Origin of the sequence: Bradyrhizobium sp. NAS80.1, assembly GCF_001908205.1 — a bacterium.
Classification (GTDB): Bacteria; Pseudomonadota; Alphaproteobacteria; order Rhizobiales; family Xanthobacteraceae; genus Bradyrhizobium.
Map to the genome: position 1 here is coordinate 1 of NZ_LGHL01000184.1, position 26,167 is coordinate 26,167.

Consider the following 26,167-nt stretch of genomic DNA (forward strand, 5'->3'; position numbering starts at 1 on the left):
CTCGGCTTGGCTTCCGTCGCGGCACCGCGGCCCGCATAATCCGCTGAACCGCCGGATACGGACCCGTATGTCCGGTGGTGTGGGAGGGGCGGCGTCGCGAGACGCCCCCCTATCCCGATTGGCGGCTAAGGGGGCGTGCAACGGTCGCGGCGATGGACTTGGTTGCAGTTCCCGATACGAAAAAGAGGCCACCAAGCGAGGTGGCCTCTTTCGTTCTAAACAGCAACCGTCCTTATTTCAGGTCCAGGGCCCGGCAGTAATAGGAGCTTTCAATGTCTGTCCAACCTCTCTCCATCCTGTTGCTTCGGCACTCGTAGAAAGTTTTGAAGTTCAGGACGTTTCTGCAGTTCTGGACCGCGGCGCCGGATAGCGAGCATCCGACATAGGGGGCGCTGCCTGTTTTGGCTGCTGCCTGAACGGGGGCGGCGCTTGCTGGCACAATCGACAAGGCAGCAAGAGTTAGAGCAGACATTGCCACTATCTTCATAGCTTTCCTCCCTTTTGTTACCCGGGACGGCAAATGCCTGTCCCGAAACGCACGGTAACAGAGCGGGTATGGAGCGTCTCGCTCGATCTAGGGATGTCGGATGATTGAGGGGGACATGCTTCGGCTCGAGAGAAGGCGCCTTATTCCACGCTTCCGGCGCCGCGGCGCAGGTCAGCCTCGATCTGCAACCGCGTGCCGCCGCCGAAACGGGCGCGGTAGACCTGAAGGTTCTCCATGATCCGCTGTACGTAGTTGCGCGTCTCGGAGAACGGAATCAGCTCGACCCAGTCGACCGCATCGACCTTCGGGTCGCGTGGGTCGCCGTAGCGATCGATCCATTTCTTCACGCTGCCTCGGCCGGCATTATAGGCCGCAAAGGTCATGATGTAGGAGCCGCGATAGTCCTCGAGCAGACCGCCGAGTTCGGCGGCGCCGAGCGTGGCGTTGTAGGACGAATCGTTCTTCAGCCGCCCCAGGTCGTAAGTCGCGCCGTGCCGCTTGCAGACATAGCGCGCAGCGTCCGGCGTCACCTGCATCAGCCCGTAGGCCTGCGCCGGCGAGACCACGGAGGGATTGAACGCACTTTCCTGCCGCGCGATGGCGTAGACGATGCTGCGCTCGACCTCGGGGCCAATCTGCGTGAAATGCGGAATGCCGTTGACGGGATAGGCGTAGAAATCGAATGGCAGGCCGCGATTGAGCGCGGCCTTGCCGACCAGCAGCATGCCGCGAGCATCGCTGTAGCGCTGGGTCAATTCGCCGAGGCCGGTGAGGGCTTCGGGATCGCCGTTCTCGCCCATGTCGGCGAGAACAGGCACAGCCATCTCGCGCTCGTCGAGCTCGTAGAGCAATTGCGCGGCGCGCACGATCTCGAGCCGTTCGGCGCCGCGGCCGCGCGGCTGGCTGTTGAGCTCGATCTGCGGCAGGCCGAGCTTGGCGCGCGCGAGCTGGCCGTAATAGCTGGTCGATTGCTCGGCTGCGCGCGCAAAGGCGTTGCGCGCCTCCTGCTGGCGGCCCGCGGCTTCCGCGGCGCGGCCCTGCCAATAACCGGCGCGCGCCAGCGTGGTCGGATTGACGCTACCGACACCGATGCGGGCAAAATGCTGGGCGGCCGCCGCGGGATCGCCCAGGAAGCGCAGTGCGATCCAGCCCGCGGTGAATTCCTGCTCGGTCTTGTAGATGTCGCGCGAGGGCAGGGCCGCATCGCGCGCGATCAGATAGGCGCTGCGGAATTCTTCGGTGTCGATCATCTTGCGCGCCAGCAGGCGCCGCTCGATCCACCATTCGTCGAGATTGTAGAGCCGGTTCGGATCCTTCGGCGCCGACAGCATGAGCTGGGCGGCTTCGGCAAACTTCTCCTCGCGGCGCAGCAGCTGGATCTTGCTGAAGATGAAGCCGGGATCGTTGTGCAGCTCGCGCGGCACCGCCTCCAGCAGCGCGCGCGTGTTCGGCGCCTTCCTGAAGGAGGCGATGCGGGCCTTGGCGAGCGCGACATAGCCGGCGCCGAGACGTTTTGCGGCGCGGAGCGCCGCCTCGTGCTCGCTGCCATAGAGCAGCGTGTCCATTCGCGCCTTCTGGTCGCCCGGCGCAAGCAGCGCACCGAATTGGTCGAGCGCGTTGTTCTCGGTGTCCTCCGACATCGGATCGCTGCGCCAGGCCTCGCGCACCAGCCGCTCGGCATTGGCGCGGTCGCCGCGCGCCAGCATCGCCTTGGCGAGCGCGAAGCGGCCCTTGGCGGAAACAGGGGATTCGTTCTCGAACCACGACCACGCAACTGAATCGTCGCGCCTGTCGTCCCACATCGCCGCTTCCAGGCGTCGGCGCAGGAATGTTTGCGACGGCCAGCTCGGATTGGCGGAGAGGAAGGCGCGGTAGCGCTCGACGTTTGCGCCATTGTCCTCGCTGCGCAGGATGATCCACTCCGCGAGCTTTCGCGCAACGGGATCCGAGATCGCGGCTGCTTCATTGGTGGCGTCGCCCGGCTTGCGCTTGCGCACGAGCTCGATGACGCTCTCCAGCGTGTCCTTGTCGGCTTGCGAGGTTGACGAGGTCGCGGCGACCGCGGCCGGCGTGATCGGCTTGCGCGGTGCGGCGTGCTGGCGGGTCGCCGGAGCAAGCACGGGAGCTGCGGGCCGGTCTGGCGGCGGCGGGGGCGCTTGGTCTGACGGTGGCTGTCGCGGCAGGGGCGGGTGCAGTCTTGGGGGACGAACCGTTGGCGGTCGGCTGTGATTTCGGCGCAGAGGCCGCTGCCGCTGGTTTGGGCTTGTCCTTAGCGGCGTCCTTGCCGGTGTTCTTGCCAGCATCCTTGCCAGGTTTCTTCGCGGCATCCTTGGCCGGGGCGCTAGCCGCTCCCTTGCCCGTGCCCTTCGCTGTTTCCTTACCGGTTCCCTTGGCAGTTTGCTTGGCTGTTTCCTTGGCCGGTCCTTTGGCAGGCCCCTTCGCGGTGTCCTTGGCGGCTGGTTTCGCGGTTGCCTTGGCACCGTCCTCGGTCGTCTCATTAGACTTGGCCAAGGCGGCGCAGCCGACCGACAGCCCTGCCATCAGGCACATGACCAGACCAGCGGATCGCCATGCGGCACGAGAAAAGGAGGTCACGGCGTTTCGCTGCCCCGAATCAGTCAAATGGCTCAAGACTTGGCTGTATTTGATTGAATATGCGGAAAAAATACCAACAGCCGCTTACTTTCGGCGGGTTTGCACCACCACCGCGGCAAAATCGCGGCCTAAACGGTGCGTCACTCGGCTGCGGCTCTTTTACCGGCGGGACAGACCCGGTATGAATGGGGCTTGCTCTCAAGATCGCCGCGTACGGAGGAAGTCCATGGCAGCCAAGACGAAATTCCGGGGGTCGTTCACCGCCTTGGTCACGCCGTTCAAGAACGGCGCGCTCGACGAGGCGGCGTTCCGCTCGCTGGTCAACTGGCAGATTTCGGAAGGCACCAACGGGCTGGTCCCGGTCGGCACCACCGGCGAGAGCCCGACGCTCAGCCATGACGAGCACAAGAAGGTCGTCGAATGGTGCATCGGCGAGGCCAAAGGCCGCGTGCCCGTCGTCGCAGGCGCCGGCTCCAACTCGACCAAGGAGGCGATCGAACTCGCCCAGCACGCCGAGAAGGCGGGCGCGGACGCCGTGCTGGTCGTGACGCCTTACTACAACAAGCCGACCCAGGAAGGGATGTACCAGCACTTCAAGGCGATCAACGATGCGATCGGGATTCCGATCATCATCTACAACATCCCGCCGCGGTCGGTGATCGACATGTCGGTCGACACCATGAAGCGGCTGTGGGAGCTGAAGAACATCGCCGGCGTCAAGGACGCCACCGCCAGCATGGTCCGTGTCTCGCAGCAGCGCGCGGCGATGGGCGAGGATTTCAACCAGCTCTCCGGCGAGGACGCGACCATCCTCGGCTACATGGCCCATGGTGGCCACGGCTGCATCTCGGTGACCTCAAACGTCGCGCCGCGCCTGTGCTCGGAGTTCCACGTCGCCTGGCAGAAGGGCGACCACGCCACCGCGCTGAAGCTGCACGACAAGCTGATGCCGCTGCACAACAACCTCTTCATCGAGAGCAATCCGGCGCCGATCAAGTACGCGATGTCGCTGCTCGGCAAGATGGACGAGACGTTGCGGCTGCCGATGGTTCCGGTCTCCGAGCCGACGCGCGTTGCGGTCCGCAGCGCCATGGTTCATGCTGGCCTCATCAACTGATGCGCTAGCCAATCGGGGAACCGTTCATGGGGGTCGAAGAGAAGGGTGCGCGGATGCTCAAGGAGTTCCGCGAGTTCGCCATGAAGGGCAATGTCGTCGACCTTGCGGTCGGCGTCATCATCGGTGCGGCCTTCGGCGCCATCGTCAACTCGCTGGTCGGCGATGTGATCATGCCGATCATCGGCGCTGCCACCGGCGGCCTCGACTTCTCGAACTACTTCACTCCCTTGTCGAAGGCGGTCACCGCCACCAATTTAGCTGATGCGAAAAAGCAGGGCGCCGTACTTGCTTGGGGCAGCTTCCTTACGCTGACGATCAACTTCATCATCATTGCCTTCGTGCTGTTCCTGGTGATCCGCGCCATGAACACGCTGAAGCGCAAGGGCGAGGCGGCCCCCGCCGCTCCGCCGAAGCCGTCGGCTGAGGTCGAACTGCTGACCGAGATCCGCGATCTCCTCAAGAAGTCTTGACGCGCGCGCTTCATCCAAACTGTTAGCGTCTCAAACGCAACTCGATCAGGTATGTCTGCCAGGTTTGACTGTGATGGCCGATAAGAACGAACGTCCTATCAAGGTCATGGCGGAAAATCGCAAGGCCCGCTTCAACTACGCCATCGAGGATACGATCGAGGCCGGCATTGCGCTGACCGGCACCGAGGTCAAGTCGATCCGCAACGGCAAGAGCACGATCGCGGAGTCCTATGCCGACTCGAAGGACGGCGAGATCTGGCTGATCAACGCCACCATTCCCGAATATCTCCAGGGCAACCGCTTCAACCACGAGCCCAAACGGCCGCGAAAGCTGCTTCTCCATCGCCGGCAGATCAACAAGCTGATGGGCGCGGTCGACCGCGAGGGCATGACGCTGATCCCGCTCAAGCTTTACTTCAACGAGCGCGGCCGTGCCAAATTGCAGCTCGCGATTGCAAAGGGCAAGAAGCTGCACGACAAGCGTGAGTCCGAGAAGAAGCGGGACTGGAGCCGTGAGAAGGGCCGGCTGATGCGGGCGAGGGGATAGCTGGATGTCCCAGAAAAACCTGCTCGAGGTCGATTGGAGCCAGATTCCTGCACCCGCCGATGACGGTGGCGCGGCGCACCTGAAGGGTGTGACGCTGCCGCCGATCAGCTTGCTTGCAACTGACGATACGGCGGTGACGCTGTCGGCGCTGCCCGGTCGTACTGTTGTGTTCGCCTATCCGCGCACCGGCGAGCCGGGCAAGATCGGGCTGGTCGACGACTGGGACATGATCCCGGGCGCGCGCGGTTGCACGCCGCAGACTTGCGCGTTCCGCGATCTGTTTGCCGAGCTGAAGGCTGCAGGTGCTGCGCAGGTGTTCGGGCTTTCGACCCAGAGCAATGAGTATCAGACCGAGATGGCGTCACGGCTGCATCTGCCGTTTCCGGTGCTTTCGGATGAGAAGCTGGAGCTTGCCCGCGCCCTCGATTTGCCGACCATGGAAGTCGCCGGCCTGACGCTGATCAAGCGCCTCGCGCTGGTTATTGACGATGCGGCGATCACGCACGTGTTCTACCCGGTGTTTCCGCCCGACCGGAACGCCGGCGATGTCCTGGACTGGCTGAAGGCCAATCCCGCCAAGCGCTGACTTCTTATTTTGACGCGTTTTCTTGACGCGAACCGGGATCCACTTCGCTCGAAAACGCTCTAATCGAGATCCGCCTTCACCTTTGCAAACACGGACCGGAACATCTCCGGCGTCAGCACGCCGGTGTTCGTGTTGTAGCGGGAGCAGTGATAGCTGTCGTAGAGCCTGAGCGCGCCGGCCTGATGCACGGCGCCGTGGCCGAAGGGCGCCTGCGAGCCCTTCAGGTTCAGCGGCTTGAGCACGGTGTCGTGCGCAATCCGCCCGAGCGCGACGATCGCGCGCAGGTTTGGCATCGTCGCGAGATTCGCCGCGAGGAACTGGCGGCAGGTGTTGATCTCGACCGGCAGCGGCTTGTTCTGCGGCGGCACGCAATGCACGGCATTGGCGATCCGGCAGTCGATCAGCTTCAGGCCGTCGTCAGGACGCGCCTGGTAGCTCCCCCTGGCGAATCCATATTCGAGCAGCGTGGCGTAGAGCAGGTCGCCAGCGTAGTCGCCTGTGAACGGCCGGCCGGTGCGGTTGGCGCCCTGCATCCCCGGCGCGAGGCCGACGATTAGCAGGCGCGCCTTGATGTCACCAAAAGGTGGAACCGGCGCATTGTGCCAGGACGGCTCGCGCGTGCGGTTCGCCTGACGAAAAGCAAGCAGTCGCGGGCAGAGCGGGCAGTCACGGTCGGGGACGACGGTGAGAGGCTGGCGGTTCGACCGGGCCGCCTCACTCCTCGAAGTCGTCATCGCCCCTCGGCGCCATCGTGGTCGCGCGCTGGAGGAATTGCGGGGCGTGGTGGCGTCCCTCGCGCTCGCTGCGGTCACGCGGGGCGGGGCGTTCGGACGGATCGCGGCCGAGCTTGGATTGCAGCTCGACGAGGTCCGTGAAGACGTCGGCCTGGCGGCGCAGCTCATCGGCGATCATCGGCGGCTGGCTGGCGATCGTGGAGACCACGGTGACGCGCACGCCGCGGCGCTGGACGGCCTCAACCAGGGAGCGGAAGTCGCCGTCACCCGAGAACAGCACCATCTGGTCGATGTGCTCGGCGAGTTCCATGGCGTCGACGGCAAGCTCGATGTCCATGTTGCCCTTGACCTTGCGGCGGCCGGAGGCGTCGATGAATTCCTTGGTCGCCTTGGTAACGACGGTGTAGCCGTTGTAGTCCAGCCAGTCGATCAGCGGACGGATCGAAGAGTATTCCTGATCCTCGATGATGGCGGTGTAGTAGAACGCTCTCAACAGCGTCCCGCGGCTCTGAAATTCCTTCAGTAGGCGCTTGTAATCGATGTCGAAGCCGAGGGTTTTCGCCGTCGCGTAGAGATTAGCCCCATCGATGAAGAGCGCGATCTTGTTGGTGGGAGAAGGTGACATTCAGTTTGCTCGCGTAGTGTTCGTGATTGATCGTTTATTGTTGGCGCGGCGGCAGCAAGCCGCGCAGTTCTAAGCGCTGCCTAAACCCGTCGAAACCGCAAATCCGGAGAAGTCGGGGCAATCAAGGTATAGTTATGGCGGTCTTGGATACACCCGGCACTATCCCGTCCGACAGCCCGGAAAACCACTCGACCTGGCCCCAATGTGGGGGTAGCAGAGCCGTTTGGCGAGGCCAAATTACAAATTGGCCTTGCGAAACCGCCCCGCCACCTATAATTAGCCCCGATCATCCACATATTTCGTCCCACCTGCAACGGAGCGACAGTCCATGGCTCGCGTCACCGTAGAAGATTGTATCGACAAGGTCGACAACCGGTTTGACTTAGTCCTGTTGGCTGCGCACCGCGCCCGCATGATCTCGTCCGGTTCACAACTAACGGTTGACCGTGATAACGACAAGAACCCTGTTGTGTCGTTGCGCGAAATTGCCGACCAGACCATCTCGCCGGAGGACCTTCGCGAGGAGCTGGTGCACTCGCTCCAGAAGTTCGTCGAGGTCGACGAGCCCGAGCCGGATACGGTGCCGCTGATCGGTTCCGCCGGCGCGAGCGTCGATGCGGACGATACCGAAGTTGCCGTTGAGCGCATGACCGAAGAGGAGCTCCTGAAGGGCCTCGAAGGCCTCGCGCCGCCGGAAGAGCAGCCCGAGGAGGACGAGTAATCGTCCTATCGCGATCGTCGAATTCTTGTGATCTTATCAAAGGCCCGAACCCGTGTTCGGGCCTTTGCTTTTGTTGGCGTTTTCGTGGTTACCATAGCGTTGGCGGTTCGCGCCGCGCCCTGTCACTGAATTGATCGGACACGCGCGCGATCGGAGCTAAGGTGTATACAACGGGGCGTCTCCTGCTCCGTTTGAAGGCAGGAATGGCATGGTGTATCGGCGCCGGAGATCAACGCAGATGCTGGCCGCAACCGAATCGGTTGCCGTGGCCCCGACTGCGCCGGTGGCTCGTCCGACGAAGCCGCGCGCGCGCATGATGCGTCAATATGACCTCGTCGAGCGCGTCAGGTCCTACAATCCCAACACCAACGAAGACCTGCTGAACCGCGCCTACGTTTACGCCATGAAGGCGCACGGCTCGCAGACCCGCGCTTCGGGCGATCCCTATTTCTCGCACCCGCTCGAAGTCGCGGCGATTCTCACCGACCTGAAGCTCGACGATGCCACCATCGTGGCGGCGCTGCTGCACGACACGATCGAGGACACCGAGGCGACGCGGGCCGAGATAGACCAGATCTTCGGACCGGAGATCGGCGCGCTGGTCGAGGGCCTGACAAAGCTGAAGCGGCTGGAGCTGGTGTCGCGGGAGGCCAAGCAGGCCGAGAACCTGCGCAAGCTGTTGCTGGCCATTGCCGACGATGTCCGCGTTCTCCTGGTCAAGCTCGCCGACCGCCTGCACAACATGCGGACGCTGGAATTCGTGCCGACGGAATCGCGCAGGCGCATTGCCGAGGAGACCCTCGACATCTACGCGCCGCTGGCGGGGCGCATGGGCATGCAGGAAATGCGCGAGGAGCTGGAGGACCTGTCCTTCCGCACGCTCGATCTCGAAGCCTATTCGGTGGTGATGCAGCGGCTCGACGCGCTCGCCGAGCGCAACCGCAATTTGATCGGCGAGATCGAGGATCAGCTCTCCAACAATCTGCGCCACCGGGGCCTGGGCGCACGGGTCTATGGCCGCCGCAAGAAGCCGTTCTCGATCTGGACCAAGATGGAGCGCAAGTCGATCGGCTTCGAGCAATTGTCCGACATCTTCGGCTTCCGCGTCGTCGTCAACGACATCGAGTCCTGCTATCGCGCGCTCGGTATCGTCCACACCACCTGGCCGGTCGTGCCGGGGCGCTTCAAGGACTACATCTCGACGCCGAAGCAGAACGACTATCGCTCGATTCACACCACCGTGATCGGCCCGGGCAACCAGCGCGTCGAGCTCCAGATCCGCACCGAGGCGATGGACCAGATCGCCGAGCGCGGCATTGCCGCGCACGTCTTCTACAAGGAAGGCGTGGGCTCGCCGACCGAGTTCCTCAAGCGCGAGTCCAACGCGTTCGCCTGGCTGCGCCACACCATCGGCATCCTGTCGGAAAGCGCTAACCCCGAGGAGTTCCTCGAGCATACCAAGCTCGAGTTGTTCCACGACCAGGTGTTCTGCTTCACCCCGAAAGGCAAGCTGATCGCGCTGCCGCGCCATGCCAACGTGATCGACTTTGCCTATGCCGTGCATACCGACGTCGGCAACAGCGCGGTGGGCTGCAAGATCAACGGCAAGTTCGCGCCGCTGTCGTCGGAACTCCAGAACGGCGATGAGGTCGAGGTCCTGACCTCGGAAGCGCAATCGGCGCCGCCGTCAGCCTGGGAAACGCTCGCGGTCACCGGCAAGGCGCGCGCCGCGATCCGCCGTGCCACCCGCACCGCCGTGCGCGATCAGTATGTCGGTCTCGGCCGGCGCATCGTGGAGCGCCTGTTCGAGCGCGCCAAGATCGAATACGCCGACGACAAGCTCAAGGGTGCACTGCCGCGGCTCGCCCGCACCTCGATCGAGGATGTCATGGCGGCGGTCGGCCGCGGCGAGATCAAGGCCTCCCACGTCGCGCGTGCGATGTACCCCGACTACAAGGAGGAGCGCGTCGCGCGCTACGGCGTCAAGAAGGGGCTCGCCGCCAAGCTCAAGGAGAAATCGTCGGAGCCGCCGCGCAGCCCGGTCGCAATCCCGATCCGCGGGATCAACTCCGACCTTCCGGTGAAGTTCGCACCGAACGGCGGCGCCGTGCCCGGCGACCGCATCGTCGGCATCGTCACGCCGGGCGAGGGGATCACGATCTATCCGATCCAGTCGCCGGCCCTGAAGGATTTCGAGGAAGAGCCGGAGCGCTGGCTCGACGTCCGCTGGGACATCGAGGACTCCGCGCCGCAGCGCTTCCCGGCCCGCATCAGGGTCGAGAACGTCAACGAGCCCGGCGCGCTCGCGCAGATCGCGACCGTGATCGCCGAGCATGACGGCAATATCGACAATATCAGCATGCAGCGCCGCTCACCGGACTTCACGGAAACGACGATCGATCTCGAGGTCTACGACCTGAAGCATTTGAGCGCGATCCTGGCCCAGTTACGCGCGAAAGCGGTCGTTGCCCGCGTCGAGCGTGTTAATGGATGAAGCACGTCGTTGCCGGGCTTGACCCGGCAACCCATCTCTTCAAAGAAGATGGATGCGCGGGTCGAGCCCGCGCATGACGAGTTGAGAAATGTCACTTCGTGAGTTTTGCAATGCCTGCTCTTCCGCTTCGCCTTGGCGTCAATGTCGACCATGTCGCGACCCTGCGTAATGCGCGCGGGGGCCGCAATCCCGATCCGGTGCGCGCGGCGCTGCTTGCGATCGAGGCCGGCGCCGACGGCATCACCGCGCATTTGCGTGAGGATCGCCGGCACATCCGCGACGAGGACATGGCGCGGCTGAAGGCCGAGATCTCCAAGCCGCTGAATTTCGAGATGGCGGCGACCGACGACATGATGCGGATCTCGCTCGCCACCAAGCCACATGCGGTGTGCCTGGTGCCTGAGCGCCGGCAGGAGGTGACGACCGAAGGCGGGCTCGACGTGGTCGGCCAGCACAATGCGCTCGCGCCCTATATCGCGCGGCTGAACGATGCCGGCATCCGGGTCTCGCTGTTCATCGCCGCCGATCCCGCGCAGATCGAGATGGCGGCACGGCTGCGCGCGCCGGTAATCGAGATCCACACCGGCGCCTGGTGCGATGCCGTCGTCGACGGCCACACCGAAAAGGCCGAAGCCGAATGGCAGCGGATCGTGGCGGGGGCGAAGCTGGCGAAGGCCGTGGGGCTCGAGGTCCATGCCGGACACGGGCTCGACTATGCGACCGCAGAGACGATCGCAGCCCTGCCGGAGATCATGGAGCTGAACATCGGCTACTACATGATCGGCGAAGCGGTGTTCGTCGGGCTCGCCGAGACGGTGCGCAGCATGCGCGCGGCGATGGATCGCGGCCGGAGCCGGGCATGATCATCGGCATCGGTTCCGACCTGATCGACATTACCCGCGTCGGCAAGGTGATCGAGCGCCACGGCGAGCGTTTCCTCGATCGCATCTTCACCGCGGCCGAGCGGGCCAAGGCGGAGCGGCGGGCCAGGAACGAGAAGATGGTGGTGGCGACCTTTGCCAAGCGCTTTGCCGCCAAGGAAGCCTGCTCCAAGGCGCTCGGCACCGGCATCCGGCGGGGTGTCTGGTGGCGCGACATGGGGGTGGTCAACCTGCCGGGCGGGCGGCCGACCATGCAACTGACCGGCGGCGCCCTGGCCCGGCTCCAGGCCCTGACGCCGGAGGGGTTCGAGGCGCGGATCGACCTGTCGATCACCGATGACTGGCCGCTGGCGCAGGCGTTCGTCATCATTTCCGCCGTCCCGCAGGCCAAGCCCTGACCGCTGGGCGGTCATTTTATAATTCGTATTAGAAATCAACATCTTATATAGTTTTGATGCGATCCTTGATTGCGTGGCCTGCGACAACCGTCTAAAAGTCCGCGGACGCAAATCAGGCTGGGCGAATTCGGCTTTACGCCGGAATTGGCCCTCACTATCAGAATCAGGACAATCTCCTTGGGCCGCGAACCGATGGGCTGTTCGCGGGAAGGAGGGCGTTCTGTGATCGCCGGCCGGAATTGAGAGAGCAATGAGCGTGACTTCGGGAACGAAAACTGAGAGCGGCGTCGGCGAAACGATCCGGGTCGTGATCCACGCTCTCCTGATCGCGCTGGTGATCCGCACCTTCCTGTTTCAGCCTTTCAACATCCCGTCCGGCTCGATGAAGGCGACGCTGCTGGTCGGCGACTATCTCTTCGTCTCGAAATATTCCTACGGCTACAGCCACTACTCGATCCCGTTCTCGCCGCCGCTGTTCTCGGGCCGGATCTGGGGCTCGGATCCGAACCGCGGCGACATCGTCGTGTTCCGCCTTCCGAAGGATGACTCCACCGACTACATCAAGCGCGTGATCGGGCTTCCCGGCGACCGCATCCAGATGAAGGATGGGCTGCTCTACATCAACGACACCCCGGTCGAGCGGCAGCGCATGAGCGAGTATGTCGGCGAGGACCCCTGCGGCTCCGAAGGCGGCGGTATCTCCCGGGTGAAACGCTGGAAGGAGACGCTGCCGAACGGTGTGTCCTATGAGACGCTGGATTGCGCCGACAACGGCTACATGGACAACACCAATGTCTACACTGTGCCGTCTGGCCACTTCTTCATGATGGGCGACAACCGCGACAACTCCACCGACAGCCGCTTCCTCGGCCAGGTCGGCTACGTGCCGAAGGAGAACCTGATCGGCCGTGCGCAAATGATTTTCTTCTCCATCGCCGAAGGCGAGCATGCCTGGATGTTCTGGCGCTGGCCGTGGGCGGTACGCTGGAATCGCTTCTTCAAAATCGTCCGATGAAAGACGAAGCCAAGGACATCGCGACCCAACCGATCGAGGCGCAAGCGGCCCCTGACGGCCAAGCTGCTTCCAAGACGCCTGCGAAGAAGAAGCGGGCGAGGGGCAGCAAGGCCAAGGCGGCGGATGCGAATGCTGCACTCGAGGCGCGTATTGGGCACGGCTTTGCCGATCCGAACCTGCTGATGCAGGCGATCACGCATGTCTCCGCGCTGAAGTCCGGGCGCAAGCGCGGTGACAGCTATCAGCGGCTGGAATTCCTTGGCGACCACGTGCTCGGGCTCGTCGTCTCCGACATGCTCTATCATGCCTTCCCGAATGCCGATGAGGGCGAGCTGTCCAAGCGGCTTGCCGAACTCGTGCGCAAGGAAAGCTGCGCCGACGTCGCCAAGTCGCTCGGTCTGCTCGACGACGTCAAGCTCGGTTCGGTTGGCCCCAGCGCGGACGCCCGCCTGCGCAAGAGCGTGCTCGGCGACATCTGCGAGGCCGTGATCGGCGCCATCTTCCTCGACGGCGGCCATGCGGCCGCGGCCGAATTCGTCAAGCGCAACTGGACCGAGCGCATGCACAAGCCGCGGCGTCCCTTGCGCGATCCCAAGACCGTGCTCCAGGAATGGGCGCAGGGGAAGGGACTTCCGACGCCGGTCTATCGCGAGGTCGAGCGCACCGGCCCGCACCACGATCCGCAATTCCGCGTTGCGGTGGACCTGCCGGGACTGGCACCGGCGGAAGGCGTCGGCGGCAGCAAGCGAGCGGCGGAGAAGGTGGCGGCTTCTGTGATGATTGAACGCGAAGGTGTTGGCGGCAGCAATGATGGCTGAAGCAAGCGCAGAGGCGCCTGCCGCGACGCGCTGCGGCTTCGTTGCGCTGATCGGCGCTCCGAATGTCGGCAAGTCCACGCTGGTCAATGCGCTGGTCGGGGCCAAGGTCACGATCGTCTCGCGCAAGGTGCAGACCACGCGCGCGCTGATCCGCGGCATCGTCATCGAGAACAATGCGCAGATCATCCTGGTCGATACGCCTGGCATCTTCCTGCCCAAGCGCCGGCTCGATCGCGCCATGGTCTCGACGGCCTGGAGCGGGGCGCATGACGCCGACCTTGTCTGCGTGCTGTTAGATGCCAAGACCGGGATTGATGAAGAGGCGGAGGCGATCCTCGCCAAGGCCGCCAGCGTCAATCACGAGAAGATCCTGGTGATCAACAAGGTCGACCTGGTCCAGCGCGAGAAGCTGTTGGCGCTGGCGCAGGCTGCCAATGAGCGCATGCCGTTCGCGAGGACCTTCATGATCTCGGCGATCTCGGGCGACGGCGTCGACGACATCCGCACAACGCTTGCCGAGATGGTGCCGCCGGGCCCATTCCTCTATCCCGAGGACCAGATGTCGGACGCGCCGATGCGGCAGCTGGCTGCCGAGATCACGCGCGAAAAGATCTATCAGAAGCTGCACCAGGAACTGCCCTACCAGTCCACTGTCGAGACCGACAAATGGGAGGAGCGCAAGGACAAGTCGGTGCGCATCGAGCAGACGATCTTCGTCGAGCGCGAGAGCCAGCGCAAGATCGTGCTTGGCAAGGGCGGCGCCACCATCAAGTCGATCGGCGCGGACTCGCGCAAGGAGCTAATGCAGATCCTGGATGTGCCGGTGCATCTGTTCCTGTTCGTCAAGGTGCGCGAGAACTGGGGCGACGACCCCGATCGCTATCGCGAGATGGGCCTGGACTTCCCCAAAGAATAACCAAGATAAGATCGGTATCCGATGAGCGTGCCCAGCAACGTCCGGCGCTTCGAAGCGCTGCTTTATGCATCGCTGATGCTGGATGCCTTGTCGGTCGCGGTCCAGGACCGCACGCCCAACGCCGAGATGACCGAGCAGATGATCATGATGGCGACGCTGCTCGCCGGCGCGATGATCGTGCTGCTGGTCTATTTCGTCTGGCTCGCCGCGCGTTGGCGCAAGAACTGGCCGCGCTGGGTGCTGGCGGCAGCACTCGTGCTGTCGGTGATCTCGCTCGGTCAGATCATCGGCGAGAAGGGCATGGAACTCGACAGCGCCATCGAGATCGTCTCCTGCGTGCTGACGACGATGGGGCTGTATTTCTCCTTCACCGGGGACGCGCAGGGCTGGTTCGACGCATGAATTTTCGCGCGGTGCCGTAGGGTGGATTAGCAAAGCGTAATCCACCATTTAAGTGTGCACGCGCGATCGGCGGATTACGCCTTCGGCTAATCCGCCCTACGATTGAAGGCTGGAATCCGCTAGACTTCACCCCATGGAATGGACCGACGAGGGCATCGTGCTGGGCGTGCGGCGGCATGGCGAGAGCAGCGCCATCGTCGAGCTGTTGACGCGCGCGCACGGTCGGCATCTGGGCCTCGTGCGCGGCGGTGCCAGCTCGCGGATGCGGCCGCTGCTGCAGCCCGGCAACAGCGTCAGCGCGGTGTGGCGGGCACGGCTCGATGAGCATCTCGGCACCTATGCGATCGAAGGGCTGAAGCTGCGCGCCGCGACCCTGTTGGGATCGTCCCATGGCGTCTACGGCGTCACTCATCTCGCCTCGATTGCGCGGCTCCTTCCCGAACGCGATCCGCACGAAGAGATCTTTGCGCTGCTCGAACATTCGCTCGACGATTTCGACGACATCGGCGGCGCCGCCGTGCACCTGATCCATTTCGAGCTGGCGATGCTCGCCGAGCTCGGCTTCGGGCTGGCGCTGGAGAATTGCGCGGTGACCGGGGAAACCACGGACCTGATCTACGTGTCGCCGAAATCCGGCGGAGCGGTGTCCCGCACCGCCGGCGAGCCGTGGCGCGACCGGCTTTTGCGGCTGCCGCCGTTCCTGCGTCATGGCGAGGCCGCGAGCGACCTCACCGAGCAGGATCTCCAGGACGGTTTTCGGCTGACCGGCCTGTTCTTGCTGCGCCATGTGCTGGAGCCGCGCGGGCAGGGCCATTCCGATGCGCGCGCCGGCTTCATCAACGCCCTGATGCGGCAGCAAGCCAAGGCGCCGCTCCCGGCGCCATGAGCTTAGGGCGCCTCTGCCTTGCCTGAGGACAAGTTTCTTCCCCGGAACGAAATCTGGCCGTCTGAGTTTGCCGGGCTGGGTTCCACAACGGGGAAAGCCTAAATGTTGATCAGAGGATTTGCCGTGTCCGCGGCGCTGCTGGCGCTTGTGCCTGCTGCAATGGCCGGAGAGCCGCAACCCGGCGTCTTCCACCGTGCGTCCTGCACCGTCGTCCGGTACTATGTGGCGAAATATTCCGCTGCGGCAGCAGAGACATGGGCGCGGTCCCATGGTGCGACGGAGGCCGAAATCGAGGCCGCCCGCCGCTGTGTGACCAATGCGCCGGCACCCGCCCAAACGCCTGGCCAGGCCAAAACCCAGACTGTGACAGCCGGCTGGGCAGGCCAGTAGGCCGCGGCCCGAGGAAACCAATCGATCCTTGCCCGATTCGCTTCCACGGTTTAACCGGGCGGCATGGGAAAACGATTGATTCCGCCGCAGGAGCCGGCTGAAATTCACGAGGTGCCGCTGCGGGACGCGCTGGAAGAGCGCTATCTCGCCTATGCGCTCTCCACCATCATGCACCGCGCGCTGCCCGATGCGCGCGACGGTCTGAAGCCGGTGCACCGGCGCATCCTTTATGGCATGCGCCTGCTCAGGCTGGACCCCGGCACGGCCTTCAAGAAGTCCGCCAAGATCGTCGGCGACGTGATGGGCTCGTTCCATCCGCATGGCGACCAGGCGATCTACGACGCCATGGTGCGCCTCGCGCAGGATTTCTCCTCGCGCTACCCGCTGGTCGATGGCCAGGGCAACTTTGGCAATATCGACGGCGATAATCCCGCCGCCTACCGCTACACCGAAGCGCGCATGACCGACGTCGCGCGGCTTCTGCTCGAAGGCATCGACGAGGACGGCGTCGAATTTCGGCCCAACTACGACGGCCAGTCGAAAGAGCCGGTCGTGCTGCCCGGCGGCTTCCCGAACCTGCTCGCCAACGGCGCGCAGGGCATCGCGGTCGGCATGGCGACCTCGATCCCGCCGCACAACGCCGCCGAGCTCTGCGACGCGGCGCTGCATCTGATCGAGAAGCCTGATGCGAAGTCCAAGGCCCTGCTGAAATGGGTCAAGGGACCGGATTTCCCGACCGGCGGCATCTGCGTCGATTCCAAGCAGGCGATCGCGGAAGCCTACACAACCGGTCGCGGCTCGTTCCGGGTGCGCGCCAAGTGGCAGCAGGAAGAGGGCGCTCGCGGCACCTGGGTTGTCGTCGTCACCGAGATCCCGTGGCTGGTGCAGAAGTCGCGGCTGGTCGAGAAGATCGCCGAGCTGCTCGACCAGAAGAAGCTGCCGCTGGTCGGCGAGGTCCGCGACGAATCCGCCGAAGACGTTCGTCTCGTCATCGAGCCGAAGTCGAAGAACGTCGATCCCGCCCTGATGATGGAATCGCTGTTCCGGCTGACCGAGCTCGAAAGCAAGATTCCGCTGAACCTGAACGTCCTGATCAAGGGCCGCGTCCCCAAGGTGGTGGGGCTCGCCGAAGCCTTGCGCGAATGGCTCGACCATCTGCGCGACGTGCTGATCCGACGCTCCAACTTCCGCAAGGGGCAGATCGAGCACCGGCTGGAAGTCCTCGGCGGCCATCTGGTCGCCTATCTGAACCTCGACAAGGTGATCAAGATCATCCGCACCGAGGACGAGCCGAAGCCTGCGTTGATCAAGGCGTTCAAGCTCACCGAGATCCAGGCGGAGGCCATCCTCAACATGCGTCTGCGCAACTTGCGCAGGCTCGAGGAAATGGAGATCCGCAATGAAGACAGGGATCTCCGCAAGGAGCTGAAGGGTATCGAAGGCCTGCTCGCCTCCGAGGCCGAGCAGTGGAAGAAGGTCGGCGAGCAGGTCGGCAAGGTCCGCGACATGTTCGGGCCGAAGACGCCGCTCGGCAAGCGCCGCACCACGTTTGCGGATGCGCCCGAGCACGATCTCGCCGCGATCGAGGAAGCCTTCGTCGAGCGCGAGCCGGTTACGGTCGTCGTCTCCGACAAGGGCTGGATCCGCACCATGAAGGGGCATGTCGAGGATCTCTCGGGCCTTGCCTTCAAGCAGGACGACAAGCTCGGTTTCGCCTTCTTCGCGGAGACGACCTCGAAACTCCTGCTGTTCGCCACCAACGGCAAATTCTATTCGCTCGATGTGGCGAAGCTGCCGGGTGGCCGCGGCCACGGCGAGCCGATCCGTCTGTTCATCGATCTCGAGCAGGAGGCCGCGCCCGTCGCGCTGTTCGTCAACAAGGGCGGTCGCAAATTCCTGGTTGCGAGCCACGAGGGCCAGGGCTTCATCGTCAATGAGGACGATTGCGTCGGCACCACCAAGAAGGGCAAGCAGATCCTCAACGTCGACATGCCGAACGAGGCGCGCGCGATCACCGAGGTGCTCGGCGACACGGTCGCGGTTATCGGCGAGAACCGCAAGATGCTGGTCTTCCCGCTCGACCAGGTGCCGGAAATGGCCCGCGGCCGCGGCGTACGCCTGCAGAAGTACAAGGACGGCGGCCTCTCCGACGTTGCCGTGTTCGACGCCAAGACCGGCCTGACCTGGAAGGATTCTGCGGGGCGCGAATTCTCGACGACCATGAAGGAGCTCGCCGAGTGGCAAGGCACCCGCGCCGACGCCGGCCGCCTGCCTCCGAAGGGATTCCCGAAGTCGAACAAGTTCGGCAAGGTGATCGGGTAGGGGCCGCGGGCTATTGCTGCATCGTCATGGCCGGGCAGGTTTTGACCGGGACAGACATTTGCTGACTGTTGAGGTTTAGGACGCCTTCACCGGAACAGGAGCAGAGGCCCGGCAGGCACGCGTCGGGCCTTTTCGTTTGCCGGCATTCATGAGCGGCGACACTCCGTGACGGCGCCGTGCCTGAGCTGCATCAGCGGCCGGCGACGTCGGAGCTTAGGCCTCGACTGTAAGGCCGGCCGCCTTCCAATCGGGGAACCCGGCGGCAAGACGCCGCACGCGGAAGCCCTTGGCTTCCAGCAAGGCCGCAGCGGTCGTGGACAATACGCAATATGGCCCTCGGCAATAAGCGACAACTTCCCGTCCGCGCGGAAGCTCCGATAACCGTCGCTCCAACTCGTCGGCCGGGATGTTGAGCGCACCCGGCAGATGTCCGAAGGCATATTCTTCCGTTGAACGCACGTCGAGCAAGGTGATCCCGCCCGTAAGCAGGCGCTCGAGCAGTTCATCTCGCGAGATGGAATCATGCCTGCCATCGGCGTTGATTGGATCGGCAATCAGTTGACGGATTTCGGCCCGCATGTGTTCGGCATAGCCGCGCAACGATGTCAGCACCGCCTCGATTGGTCCGTTGCCGAGGCGATAGAGGACCCGTTTGCCGTCGCGGCGAGTCTCTACGAATCCCGCCCGGCGCAGATGCTGAAGATGCTGGGATGTGTTGGCAACGGTCAGGTCCGTGAGTTCGGCAAGCCTTTCCACCGGCCGCTCGCCCTGCGCGATGTGCTCCAGGAGCATGAGGCGGTGCGCATGACCGAGCGTGCGCGCGATCTCGGCGAGGTCTGTGAATAGCAGCGTATGAGGGTCCGCTTTAGTCATTGACAGATCGCTACCATCAAATAATCATTCAAGCAAATGATTGATTGATAGTAGATGCTTAGGATGAACAGTGAGTTGATGACGAGCATCCTGGGAGCAGTCGTCGTCGGGATCGGTGCGACAGCCGCCATGGATGGATGGGCGATATTCCAGAAGCGGCTTTTCGGCGTCACGTCTCTCGACTATCGTCTCGTCGGCCGATGGATCGGCCATTTTCCCAAGGCCGCTTCATACATGAGGGCATCGGCAAGGCAGCGGTCGTGCAAGGCGAGACCGCTCTCGGGTGGGTGGCTCACTATGTGATCGGCATCGCCTTCGCAGGGATCCTCATTTTCGCCTGGCCGGAGTGGCTTCGATACCCGACGCTCCTGCCTGCCTTGATTGTTGGCATTGCCAGCATCGTTGCACCCTTCTTCATCCTCCAGCCTGGTCTTGGGGCGGGCGTAGCCGCTTCCCGCACGCCGCAGCCTTGGCTCTCGCGGTTTCGCAGCCTTGTTGCTCACACCTCCTTTGCGGTCGGACTCTACCTCTCGGGCGTCCTGTTCTCGCAACTCATGCCGGTTTCGCAATCATAGGACGCCACCGACTCTCCGCGACCATGAACGAGCTCTACCTGCCTCCGAAAGGATTCCGAAGTCGAACAAGTTCGGCAAGGTGATCGGGTTGCAAACGAAGGCCTGTCGCGGGGATTCCGTCGCTCTTAATCCTCGACGAAGGCCTTCCATCTGCTCAGCCGTGACTGCCTCAGCCTCGTCCTTTCGTCATCGAGTTCGGAGATGCGCTTTGCCGCAGCGGCCATCGCCGTTGCGGCGCGATTTAGAACGTTCGCTGAGGACTGAAAGGGAAAGACGAATTGACCGTTTGTCACCTTGTATGTCCCGAAGTCGCGGACCAGAAGGGCGACGCATTTTTCGTAGGCGCTGTCATATTCCGCGTGTGAGGCCAGTGTCTTGGACGTAAGCTCAATCCATGCTGTATGCTGTTCGTCGATCATCGACATGAAGCCGGAGACTCGGTCGTCCCCGACGTTCAGGGACCGAACGTCCGTTTCCGTCTTGTCTCGTGCGGTCTTGATCAGCGCAACGTAACGGGCCTCTGAGGTTTGGGCGTTGCCTTCCGCGGTCTTGAGATCGCGACGAAGGGCCTCAAGGTCACTGAGGCTGGAGGTGCTTAAATCACTGAGCTTCGGAAGGGCCCTTGGCTCGGCCTCACTGAGTAGCCTCTGAGCGGCCGCATCAATTTCAACTGCGTCGTTCCTGGCGAGCGCGACCATCGTGAGGAATTTATTGGAGGGATATCGCTTGAGGGCATGATCCAGCCGTTCAGGATCAGTCGCGTCGCGCAGCGCAGTCCGGGCTTCCCTCTCGGAAACGACGGCTTGAAATTTCGCCAGATCGCCGACGAGGTACATGACGCCGCCAAGGCAAGCTGTCACGACGAGGCTCAGAAGCAACAGAACCACGATCGGCCGTCGGCGCGAGTCGGTGCTCTGATCCGGAAGCGATCCCACAATTCGGACTCCGCTCGATCGACGCCCATTTTATCGACTTTCTTCGAGCCCGAGGAGTCCAGGACTGGCTGGATCAACTCGAAGGTCATCAGTCTCCGACCTCAACTCCTGGTTCTTGCCTGAATGGCGTCGGATGCTAGGCTCTCCGCCAGCAGGGAGCACCTGCTTCCTGCTTCACCACGAACAGGAGGACGAGCATGTCCGAGAGCGTCTACAAGGTCATCGAGCTGGTCGGCACCAGCAGCGATTCCTGGGAGAAGGCCGCCGCCAATGCGGTCGAGCAGGCGGGGAAGTCTCTTCGGGATCTTCGCGTTGCCGAGATCGTCAAACTCGACATGCAACTGGACGCCAAGGGCAAGGTGGAGGCCTTCCGCGCCAAGCTGAACGTGTCGTTCAAATTCGAGGGCACCTGAGTTGACGAGACCTCGCCCCGCTTGCGGGGCGAGGTCGGGTTCTGTTCCCCGGGAATCGGAACGGGGCTCTCAATTATTGTTTTGAAGCGTATTCTAGATGCTCGCCGGTATCCATTTCTCTTTGAAAACGGCCCTAGATTACGCCGAGGAGCCGCAGCGCGATGCCTGCCGCGCAGCTGCCCGCCAGCACCGTGAGCATGCCCAGCTTGAAGCGGAAGATCGCGGTTGCGGCCGCGATCGACAGCACGAGCGCGGGGATGTCGACGCTCCTCAGCACCGGCATGTCGAAGTCCAGCGGGAAGGCGTGCATCGGCACGGTCTCGCGGAACAGCAAATGCAGCGCGAACCAGATCGAGAGGTTGAGGATCACGCCGACGACGGCAGCCGTAATCGCGCCGAGCGCGCCGGCGAGTCCCGTGTTGCCGCGCAGCCGCTCGATATAGGGGGCACCGACGAAGATCCAGAGGAAGCAGGGCGTGAAGGTGACCCAGGTTGCGAGCAGTCCGCCGAGGGTCGCCGCGAGCATCGGCGAAAGTCCGCTGGCGTCGCGGTAGGCCGCCATGAAGCCCACGAACTGGAGCACCATGATCAGCGGGCCCGGTGTGGTCTCGGCCATGCCGAGGCCATCGAGCATCTCGTGCGGCTCGAGCCAGTGATAATGCTCGACCGCCTGCTGGGCGACGTAAGCCAGCACCGCATAGGCGCCGCCGAAAGTGACAAGTGCCATCTTTGAGAAGAACAGCGCGATCTGGCTGAAGACGTTGGCTTGCCCGAGGACCAAGAGCAGCGCGATCACCGGCGCGAGCCAGAGCGCAAGCCAGAGCGCTCCGACGCGGATCGCGCGCGCGGTGTCGGGACGCACATGCTCGGGAACCGCTTCGCCGAGCATGCTGTCGATCACGGCAGTGTTGCCGCCATGGCCGTGACCGGCCGGTGCGAATTCCGGACGGCCGGATCTCGCGCCGGCATAGCCGATGATGCCGGCGACGATGATGATAACGGGGAAGGGAACGGCAAAGAAGAAGATCGCAACGAAGGCGATCGCGGCGAGCGCGATCATGATGCGGTTCTTCAGCGCGCGCTTGCCGACGCGCACCACGGCCTCGACGACGATGGCGAGAACGGCGGCCTTGAGCCCGAAGAACAACGCCTCGACGAAGCTGACATTGCCGAAGGCGGCGTAGATGTAGCTCAAGCCCATGATGGCGATGATGCCGGGCAGGATGAACAGCCCGCCCGCCATCAGCCCGCCGGCGGTGCGATGCAGCAGCCAGCCGACATAGGTCGCGAGCTGCTGGGCCTCCGGTCCCGGCAGCAGCATGCAGTAGTTCAGCGCATGCAGGAAGCGGCCTTCGGAGATCCAGTTCTTCTCCTCGACCAGGATGCGGTGCATCACCGCGATCTGGCCCGCGGGCCCGCCAAAGCTCAGGCAGGCGACGCGGAGCCAGACGCGGAAGGCTTCACCGAAGCTGATGCCGTGACCGGCATCAGCTCCCGCCTGAAGGCTGCGAGTGTCCATCACGCCTTCGCCTTGTTGGTCGGCCAGTTGTGGGTCTCGCCGGTGGCGTCGCGACACCAGCGGTAGAAGGCGTCGTAGAGGAGCATGCCGGCCTCGAGTTGTTCGAGGTCGTTATCGTACATCCGCGATAGCCCGAGAGAGGCTGCGAGCAGGCCGGAAGCCTCCGGTGCGAGGTCCGGCCGCGCGGTGTCGGCGCCGCGCACCAGCGTCGCGAGCCGGAGCAGCGGCGGCGTGGCAATGCCGAACTCCTCGATCATCACGTCGAAGGTGCAGAGTTCGCCGCGATGGCTCCAGAACACGTTCTCGATGTCGAAGGGCGCCGCGCCAAACCGCTCGCCGACGGCGACCACCTCGGACGGCGCCACATACAGGAACACCGCGTTTGGATCGACGAAGCGGCGGATCAGCCAGGGGCAGGCGATGCGATCGACCTTCGGCCGCGCCCGCGTCACCCAGATGGTGCGTCCCTTGGCGTCGCGCGGCGGCAGCTTGCGCGTGTCGAGCAGCGGCAGCTTTGCCGCCTTCCAGCCCTCGAAGCCGCCATCGAGCGTCTCGGCGTGGACGCCGAGCTGGCGGAGCCAGGCCGCGGTGCCCTGAGCGAGCTTTTCGCCACGCAGGCAGGAGACGATGGCGGAGCGGCCGGCGAACGCGGCGCCCCAGTCGGGGACATCGTCAGGGTTGAGCCTGATCGAGCCTGGGATCAGCCGACGATCGGCGGCAAAATCCTCCTCGGTCCGCACGTCGATCAGGGCAGGGGCGTTCGCCGTGCCGATTAGCCGTACCAATTTGTCAGATGATATGGTCGTGAATGTTGACATGATGCGTCCTCGCAAAAACGAACGGGACGCGATACTTGGGCATGTCGCCTCGTGGGGAGATCGCTCAATCCCCATGCGCCAATTACAGCGAAACTAAGCAAGGCTGTCAATCGCCGGTTTTTGCCGGCAATGAGCGTTAGTAAGGAATGCTGTCAGGGCCTATATTCGCGCTGAAGTCTACTCTTGGAGATCTGGTCGGATGCATTCCCATTCCATCGAGCAATGGACGCACGATCATGCGTTCCTGGGCGAGCGGCACGACGAGAACGAGCGGCGCACCTGGTTCGTGGTCGTGCTGACGCTGGTGATGATGGTCGGCGAGATCGTCGCCGGCTCGCTGTTCGGCTCGATGGCGCTGCTCGCCGACGGCTGGCACATGGGCACGCATGCGACGGCGCTCGGCATTGCGGCGTTCGCGTACCGCTTCGCACGCCGGCACCTGGGGAATTCGCATTTCACTTTCGGCACCGGCAAGTTCGGCGATCTCGCCGCCTTCTCCAGCGCGATCATCCTCGGCCTGATCGCAGTCCAGATTGCCTATGAGAGCGTGCTCCGGCTGATGACGCCGGTGCCGATCGTCTATGTCGACGCCATCGCGGTCGCCGCGCTGGGTCTCTGCGTCAATCTCGTCAGCGCGTGGCTGCTGCGCGACAGCCATGATCATCACCATCATCACGGCCACGATCATGGCCACAGCCATGCGCATGATGACCACGACGATCATGACCACGACCACGATCATCGCGGCCATCACCACCACGATCGCGACAACAATCTCCGCGCGGCCTATGTTCATGTCATAGCGGATGCCGCGACCTCGGTGCTGGCGATTGGCGCGCTCGTGGTCGCGATGTATTCCGGATGGGCCTGGGCCGACCCGGCCGTGGGCCTGATCGGCAGCGCCGTGATCGCAAGCTGGGCGTTCGGCCTGATCAAGACGTCAGGCGCGGTGCTGCTCGACGTGCGCGCTGACGAGAAGCTCGAGCGCACCGTCCGCGCGCGGATGGAGGTCGGCGACGACCGGGTCACTGACCTGCATCTCTGGCGGGTCGGTCCCGGCCATTGTGCCGTGATGCTCTCGGTTGTCTCGGATACGCCGCAACAGCCGGCCGTCTACAAGCGGCGGCTCGCCGGCCTGAAGGGGCTGAGCCACGTCACGGTCGAGGTCGAGACGTGTCCGCATTGATATGACTGGCGACGACGGAATTCTGCGGCGCGGCCGGGGTTGATCCTCGGTCGCAGCCCGCGCAAGGCGCTGCAAGGAGGGACCAAGGATGATGCCCAAGATCATGAGGATCAAGTTTGCTCTCGCCGTCGCCGCGCTCGCTCTGTCCACCCAGACGGCCGTCGCGCAGTCGGAAAAGACCGGCGTCGAAAAGCTCTACGTCCTCAATTGCGGGGAGGGCACCGCCGGCGATATCTCGCGCTGGACGCCGGGCTTGAACGAGGGCAAGACGATGGACTTCGTCGACACCTGCTATCTCATCGAGCACGCTAGGGACTGGTTCCTGTGGGACACCGGCATCGCCGATGCGGTTGCCGCCATGCCTAACGGCCTTGCGCCGGCCGACCCCAAGGCTGTCACCTGGCGCCGGCCAAAGACGCTCGCGGCCCAGCTCGAACAGCTCGGCGTCAAGCCTGCGGACATCAAGGCGATGGCCGTCTCGCACACGCATCCCGACCACATCGGCAATGTTGAGCTGTTTCCGCAGGCTACGCTCTATGTGCAGAAGGCCGAATATGACTGGCCCGGCGCCAACAACGAGCCGCGATTCAAGCCCTCGCATCCCGTTGAATTGCTGTCCGGCGACAAGGACCTGTTCGGCGACGGCAGCGTGACCATCCTTTCAACGCCCGGCCACACGCCGGGACACCAGTCGCTGCTGGTGAAACTGCCGAAGACCGGCGCGGTGGTGCTGTCCGGCGACGCCGTCCACTTCAGGGACAATTGGGACAACCGCCGTGTCCCCAGCATGAATACCAACAAGGACCAGAGCGCGGCCTCGATGCAGAAGATCGCCGACACGCTCGCCAAGGAGAAGGCGCAGCTCTGGATCAACCACGACAAGGCCCAGCGCGACAGCCAAAAGATGTCGCCGGAGTTTTACGACTGACGCGCGCGCCGAAGCTGCTGCCATGACGGTGGCAGCAGCCAGGTGCTAGGGCCCGCGAAAAGCTCCGCGACAGGAGACGATCGTGGGCGAGTGGACCGGGGTTGCGATCGCGCTGGCGTCGAGCAGCCTCGGCGGGACAGCGGCAGCCGTTACCCGCTATCTCGTCGGTGGCGCCGATCCCATCCTGCTGGCGATCCTGCGCTGGGGGATCGGCTTTCTCTGTTTGTTGCCGTGCGCACTGATGCCCGGCGTACGCTGGCCGCAGCGGTCTGACTGGCCGGCCGTGGCGCTGCTCGGAATCTGCTTCTTCGGCTTGTTCTTCATCCTCTACAACATCGCGGTGTCCTACACGACGGCCGCGCGTGCCAGTCTCGCACTGGCGACGCTGCCGCTCCACACCATGGTGGTCGGCGCGCTCCTCGGCGTGGAGCGTCTGACCGCGCGCAAGATCACCGGTGTCAGTGTCGCCGTGCTCGGCGTTGCGGCGGCGCTGGCCGCGGGCCTCGCGCAGAGCCC

25 protein-coding genes and 2 pseudogenes are annotated in these 26,167 nt (G+C 63.9%); 20 read left to right on the top strand and 7 right to left on the bottom strand.

From position 1 onward, the window contains the following. Positions 1 to 627 precede the first annotated feature (627 nt). Positions 628 to 3,028 (bottom strand): annotated as a pseudogene (locus AC629_RS34350) (lytic transglycosylase domain-containing protein). A gap of 280 nt (positions 3,029 to 3,308) precedes the next feature. On the opposite strand from AC629_RS34350, the gene dapA reads away from it, so the two are divergent. The 4 genes from dapA to AC629_RS34370 all read left to right on the top strand — a co-directional run bounded on the left by dapA (position 3,309) and on the right by AC629_RS34370 (position 5,802). Next, a complete protein-coding gene (gene dapA, locus AC629_RS34355) occupies positions 3,309 to 4,199 on the top strand; it encodes a 4-hydroxy-tetrahydrodipicolinate synthase (protein WP_084809217.1) in 891 nt (296 codons plus the stop codon). Positions 4,200 to 4,252: 53 nt separating this feature from the next. Then, a complete protein-coding gene (gene mscL, locus AC629_RS34360; protein WP_084809240.1) occupies positions 4,253 to 4,669 on the top strand; it encodes a large conductance mechanosensitive channel protein MscL in 417 nt (138 codons plus the stop codon). A 73-nt stretch (positions 4,670 to 4,742) separates the two neighbouring features. Next, entirely contained in the window at positions 4,743 to 5,216 is a 474-nt protein-coding gene (gene smpB / locus AC629_RS34365; protein WP_084809218.1) for an SsrA-binding protein SmpB, read from the top strand. Positions 5,217 to 5,220: 4 nt separating this feature from the next. Then, entirely contained in the window at positions 5,221 to 5,802 is a 582-nt protein-coding gene (locus AC629_RS34370; RefSeq protein ID WP_084809219.1) for a peroxiredoxin, read from the top strand. A gap of 59 nt (positions 5,803 to 5,861) precedes the next feature. Here the strand turns inward: AC629_RS34370 and AC629_RS34375 are convergent, their stop codons facing one another. Both AC629_RS34375 and AC629_RS34380 read right to left on the bottom strand, forming a co-directional pair. After that, positions 5,862 to 6,536 (bottom strand): uracil-DNA glycosylase, encoded by a 675-nt coding sequence (locus tag AC629_RS34375; RefSeq protein WP_084809220.1) that lies wholly within the window; start codon positions 6,534 to 6,536, stop codon positions 5,862 to 5,864. Further along, entirely contained in the window at positions 6,517 to 7,161 is a 645-nt protein-coding gene (locus AC629_RS34380; RefSeq protein WP_084809221.1) for a LabA-like NYN domain-containing protein, read from the bottom strand. The genes AC629_RS34375 and AC629_RS34380 overlap by 20 nt, the downstream gene beginning before the upstream one ends. A 328-nt stretch (positions 7,162 to 7,489) precedes the next feature. Here AC629_RS34380 and rpoZ point away from each other — a divergent pair, with 328 nt between their 5' ends. The 11 genes from rpoZ to parC all read left to right on the top strand — a co-directional run bounded on the left by rpoZ (position 7,490) and on the right by parC (position 18,404). Continuing rightward, complete coding sequence (gene rpoZ / locus AC629_RS34385) at positions 7,490 to 7,882, top strand: DNA-directed RNA polymerase subunit omega (RefSeq protein ID WP_027522935.1); 393 nt, start codon at positions 7,490 to 7,492, stop codon at positions 7,880 to 7,882. Positions 7,883 to 8,090: 208 nt separating this feature from the next. Then, entirely contained in the window at positions 8,091 to 10,376 is a 2,286-nt protein-coding gene (locus AC629_RS34390) for a RelA/SpoT family protein (RefSeq protein ID WP_084809222.1), read from the top strand. A gap of 110 nt (positions 10,377 to 10,486) precedes the next feature. Further along, positions 10,487 to 11,239, top strand: coding sequence for a pyridoxine 5'-phosphate synthase (locus AC629_RS34395; RefSeq protein WP_084809223.1), 753 nt, complete (start codon positions 10,487 to 10,489; stop codon positions 11,237 to 11,239). Further along, the gene (gene acpS, locus AC629_RS34400) at positions 11,236 to 11,655 is read left to right on the top strand and encodes a holo-ACP synthase (RefSeq protein WP_084809224.1); all 420 of its coding nucleotides are present in this window, start codon (positions 11,236 to 11,238) and stop codon (positions 11,653 to 11,655) included. Before AC629_RS34395 ends, acpS begins: the two co-directional genes overlap by 4 nt. A 250-nt stretch (positions 11,656 to 11,905) precedes the next feature. Then, complete coding sequence (gene lepB, locus AC629_RS34405; RefSeq protein WP_084809225.1) at positions 11,906 to 12,670, top strand: signal peptidase I; 765 nt, start codon at positions 11,906 to 11,908, stop codon at positions 12,668 to 12,670. Then, a complete protein-coding gene (gene rnc, locus AC629_RS34410) occupies positions 12,667 to 13,488 on the top strand; it encodes a ribonuclease III (RefSeq protein ID WP_084809226.1) in 822 nt (273 codons plus the stop codon). The genes lepB and rnc overlap by 4 nt, the downstream gene beginning before the upstream one ends. After that, positions 13,478 to 14,404 (top strand): GTPase Era, encoded by a 927-nt coding sequence (gene era / locus AC629_RS34415; protein WP_084809227.1) that lies wholly within the window; start codon positions 13,478 to 13,480, stop codon positions 14,402 to 14,404. Before rnc ends, era begins: the two co-directional genes overlap by 11 nt. Positions 14,405 to 14,425: 21 nt before the next feature. Continuing rightward, on the top strand, positions 14,426 to 14,806 hold the full coding sequence (locus AC629_RS34420; RefSeq protein WP_084809228.1) for a hypothetical protein: 381 nt from the start codon (positions 14,426 to 14,428) through the stop codon (positions 14,804 to 14,806). A gap of 133 nt (positions 14,807 to 14,939) precedes the next feature. Next, positions 14,940 to 15,692 carry a DNA repair protein RecO gene (gene recO / locus AC629_RS34425; protein ID WP_084809229.1) on the top strand — a complete coding sequence of 251 codons (753 nt, stop codon included), beginning with the start codon at positions 14,940 to 14,942 and terminating at the stop codon, positions 15,690 to 15,692. 102 nt (positions 15,693 to 15,794) lie between these two features. Beyond that, the gene (locus tag AC629_RS34430) at positions 15,795 to 16,082 is read left to right on the top strand and encodes a hypothetical protein (RefSeq protein WP_084809230.1); all 288 of its coding nucleotides are present in this window, start codon (positions 15,795 to 15,797) and stop codon (positions 16,080 to 16,082) included. Positions 16,083 to 16,145: 63 nt separating this feature from the next. Then, complete coding sequence (parC, locus tag AC629_RS34435) at positions 16,146 to 18,404, top strand: DNA topoisomerase IV subunit A (protein ID WP_084809231.1); 2,259 nt, start codon at positions 16,146 to 16,148, stop codon at positions 18,402 to 18,404. A 213-nt stretch (positions 18,405 to 18,617) separates the two neighbouring features. On the opposite strand, the gene AC629_RS34440 is transcribed toward parC, so the two are convergent. Beyond that, on the bottom strand, positions 18,618 to 19,277 hold the full coding sequence (locus tag AC629_RS34440) for an ArsR/SmtB family transcription factor (RefSeq protein ID WP_084809232.1): 660 nt from the start codon (positions 19,275 to 19,277) through the stop codon (positions 18,618 to 18,620). A 129-nt stretch (positions 19,278 to 19,406) separates the two neighbouring features. Between AC629_RS34440 and AC629_RS34445 the strand changes: the two are divergent. Next, a pseudogene (locus AC629_RS34445) lies at positions 19,407 to 19,852 on the top strand (DUF2938 domain-containing protein). A 125-nt stretch (positions 19,853 to 19,977) separates the two neighbouring features. On the opposite strand, the gene AC629_RS34450 reads toward AC629_RS34445, so the two are convergent. Next, a complete protein-coding gene (locus AC629_RS34450) occupies positions 19,978 to 20,787 on the bottom strand; it encodes a hypothetical protein (RefSeq protein ID WP_143199655.1) in 810 nt (269 codons plus the stop codon). A 197-nt stretch (positions 20,788 to 20,984) separates the two neighbouring features. Here AC629_RS34450 and AC629_RS34460 point away from each other — a divergent pair, with 197 nt between their 5' ends. After that, positions 20,985 to 21,200 (top strand): dodecin family protein, encoded by a 216-nt coding sequence (locus AC629_RS34460; RefSeq protein WP_084809235.1) that lies wholly within the window; start codon positions 20,985 to 20,987, stop codon positions 21,198 to 21,200. A 133-nt stretch (positions 21,201 to 21,333) separates the two neighbouring features. Here AC629_RS34460 and chrA read toward each other — a convergent pair whose 3' ends face one another. Beyond that, the gene (gene chrA, locus AC629_RS34465; protein WP_084809236.1) at positions 21,334 to 22,719 is read right to left on the bottom strand and encodes a chromate efflux transporter; all 1,386 of its coding nucleotides are present in this window, start codon (positions 22,717 to 22,719) and stop codon (positions 21,334 to 21,336) included. Next, positions 22,719 to 23,537 (bottom strand): chromate resistance protein ChrB domain-containing protein, encoded by an 819-nt coding sequence (locus tag AC629_RS34470; RefSeq protein ID WP_084809237.1) that lies wholly within the window; start codon positions 23,535 to 23,537, stop codon positions 22,719 to 22,721. The genes chrA and AC629_RS34470 overlap by 1 nt, the downstream gene beginning before the upstream one ends. A gap of 199 nt (positions 23,538 to 23,736) precedes the next feature. Between AC629_RS34470 and dmeF the strand changes: the two genes are divergently transcribed. The 3 genes from dmeF to AC629_RS34485 form a co-directional block, all read left to right on the top strand. Next, positions 23,737 to 24,723 (top strand): CDF family Co(II)/Ni(II) efflux transporter DmeF, encoded by a 987-nt coding sequence (gene dmeF / locus AC629_RS34475; protein ID WP_084809238.1) that lies wholly within the window; start codon positions 23,737 to 23,739, stop codon positions 24,721 to 24,723. An 88-nt stretch (positions 24,724 to 24,811) separates the two neighbouring features. Further along, a complete protein-coding gene (locus tag AC629_RS34480) occupies positions 24,812 to 25,651 on the top strand; it encodes an N-acyl homoserine lactonase family protein (protein WP_084809239.1) in 840 nt (279 codons plus the stop codon). Between the two features lie 82 nt (positions 25,652 to 25,733). Further along, positions 25,734 to 26,167, top strand: a 434-nt coding sequence (locus tag AC629_RS34485; RefSeq protein ID WP_143199656.1) for a DMT family transporter, incomplete at its 3' end; no start/stop codon positions are given.

Coding starts and splice junctions, on each gene's coding strand:
- dapA (WP_084809217.1), top strand. CDS start 3,309: ATGGCAGCCAAGACGAAATTCCGGGGGTCGTTCACCGCCTTGGTCACG.
- mscL (WP_084809240.1), top strand. CDS start 4,253: ATGCTCAAGGAGTTCCGCGAGTTCGCCATGAAGGGCAATGTCGTCGAC.
- smpB (WP_084809218.1), top strand. CDS start 4,743: ATGGCCGATAAGAACGAACGTCCTATCAAGGTCATGGCGGAAAATCGC.
- AC629_RS34370 (WP_084809219.1), top strand. CDS start 5,221: ATGTCCCAGAAAAACCTGCTCGAGGTCGATTGGAGCCAGATTCCTGCA.
- AC629_RS34375 (WP_084809220.1), bottom strand. CDS start 6,536: ATGACGACTTCGAGGAGTGAGGCGGCCCGGTCGAACCGCCAGCCTCTC.
- AC629_RS34380 (WP_084809221.1), bottom strand. CDS start 7,161: ATGTCACCTTCTCCCACCAACAAGATCGCGCTCTTCATCGATGGGGCT.
- rpoZ (WP_027522935.1), top strand. CDS start 7,490: ATGGCTCGCGTCACCGTAGAAGATTGTATCGACAAGGTCGACAACCGG.
- AC629_RS34390 (WP_084809222.1), top strand. CDS start 8,091: ATGGTGTATCGGCGCCGGAGATCAACGCAGATGCTGGCCGCAACCGAA.
- AC629_RS34395 (WP_084809223.1), top strand. CDS start 10,487: ATGCCTGCTCTTCCGCTTCGCCTTGGCGTCAATGTCGACCATGTCGCG.
- acpS (WP_084809224.1), top strand. CDS start 11,236: ATGATCATCGGCATCGGTTCCGACCTGATCGACATTACCCGCGTCGGC.
- lepB (WP_084809225.1), top strand. CDS start 11,906: ATGAGCGTGACTTCGGGAACGAAAACTGAGAGCGGCGTCGGCGAAACG.
- rnc (WP_084809226.1), top strand. CDS start 12,667: ATGAAAGACGAAGCCAAGGACATCGCGACCCAACCGATCGAGGCGCAA.
- era (WP_084809227.1), top strand. CDS start 13,478: ATGATGGCTGAAGCAAGCGCAGAGGCGCCTGCCGCGACGCGCTGCGGC.
- AC629_RS34420 (WP_084809228.1), top strand. CDS start 14,426: ATGAGCGTGCCCAGCAACGTCCGGCGCTTCGAAGCGCTGCTTTATGCA.
- recO (WP_084809229.1), top strand. CDS start 14,940: ATGGAATGGACCGACGAGGGCATCGTGCTGGGCGTGCGGCGGCATGGC.
- AC629_RS34430 (WP_084809230.1), top strand. CDS start 15,795: ATGTTGATCAGAGGATTTGCCGTGTCCGCGGCGCTGCTGGCGCTTGTG.
- parC (WP_084809231.1), top strand. CDS start 16,146: ATGGGAAAACGATTGATTCCGCCGCAGGAGCCGGCTGAAATTCACGAG.
- AC629_RS34440 (WP_084809232.1), bottom strand. CDS start 19,277: ATGACTAAAGCGGACCCTCATACGCTGCTATTCACAGACCTCGCCGAG.
- AC629_RS34460 (WP_084809235.1), top strand. CDS start 20,985: ATGTCCGAGAGCGTCTACAAGGTCATCGAGCTGGTCGGCACCAGCAGC.
- chrA (WP_084809236.1), bottom strand. CDS start 22,719: ATGGACACTCGCAGCCTTCAGGCGGGAGCTGATGCCGGTCACGGCATC.
- AC629_RS34470 (WP_084809237.1), bottom strand. CDS start 23,537: ATGTCAACATTCACGACCATATCATCTGACAAATTGGTACGGCTAATC.
- dmeF (WP_084809238.1), top strand. CDS start 23,737: ATGCATTCCCATTCCATCGAGCAATGGACGCACGATCATGCGTTCCTG.
- AC629_RS34480 (WP_084809239.1), top strand. CDS start 24,812: ATGATGCCCAAGATCATGAGGATCAAGTTTGCTCTCGCCGTCGCCGCG.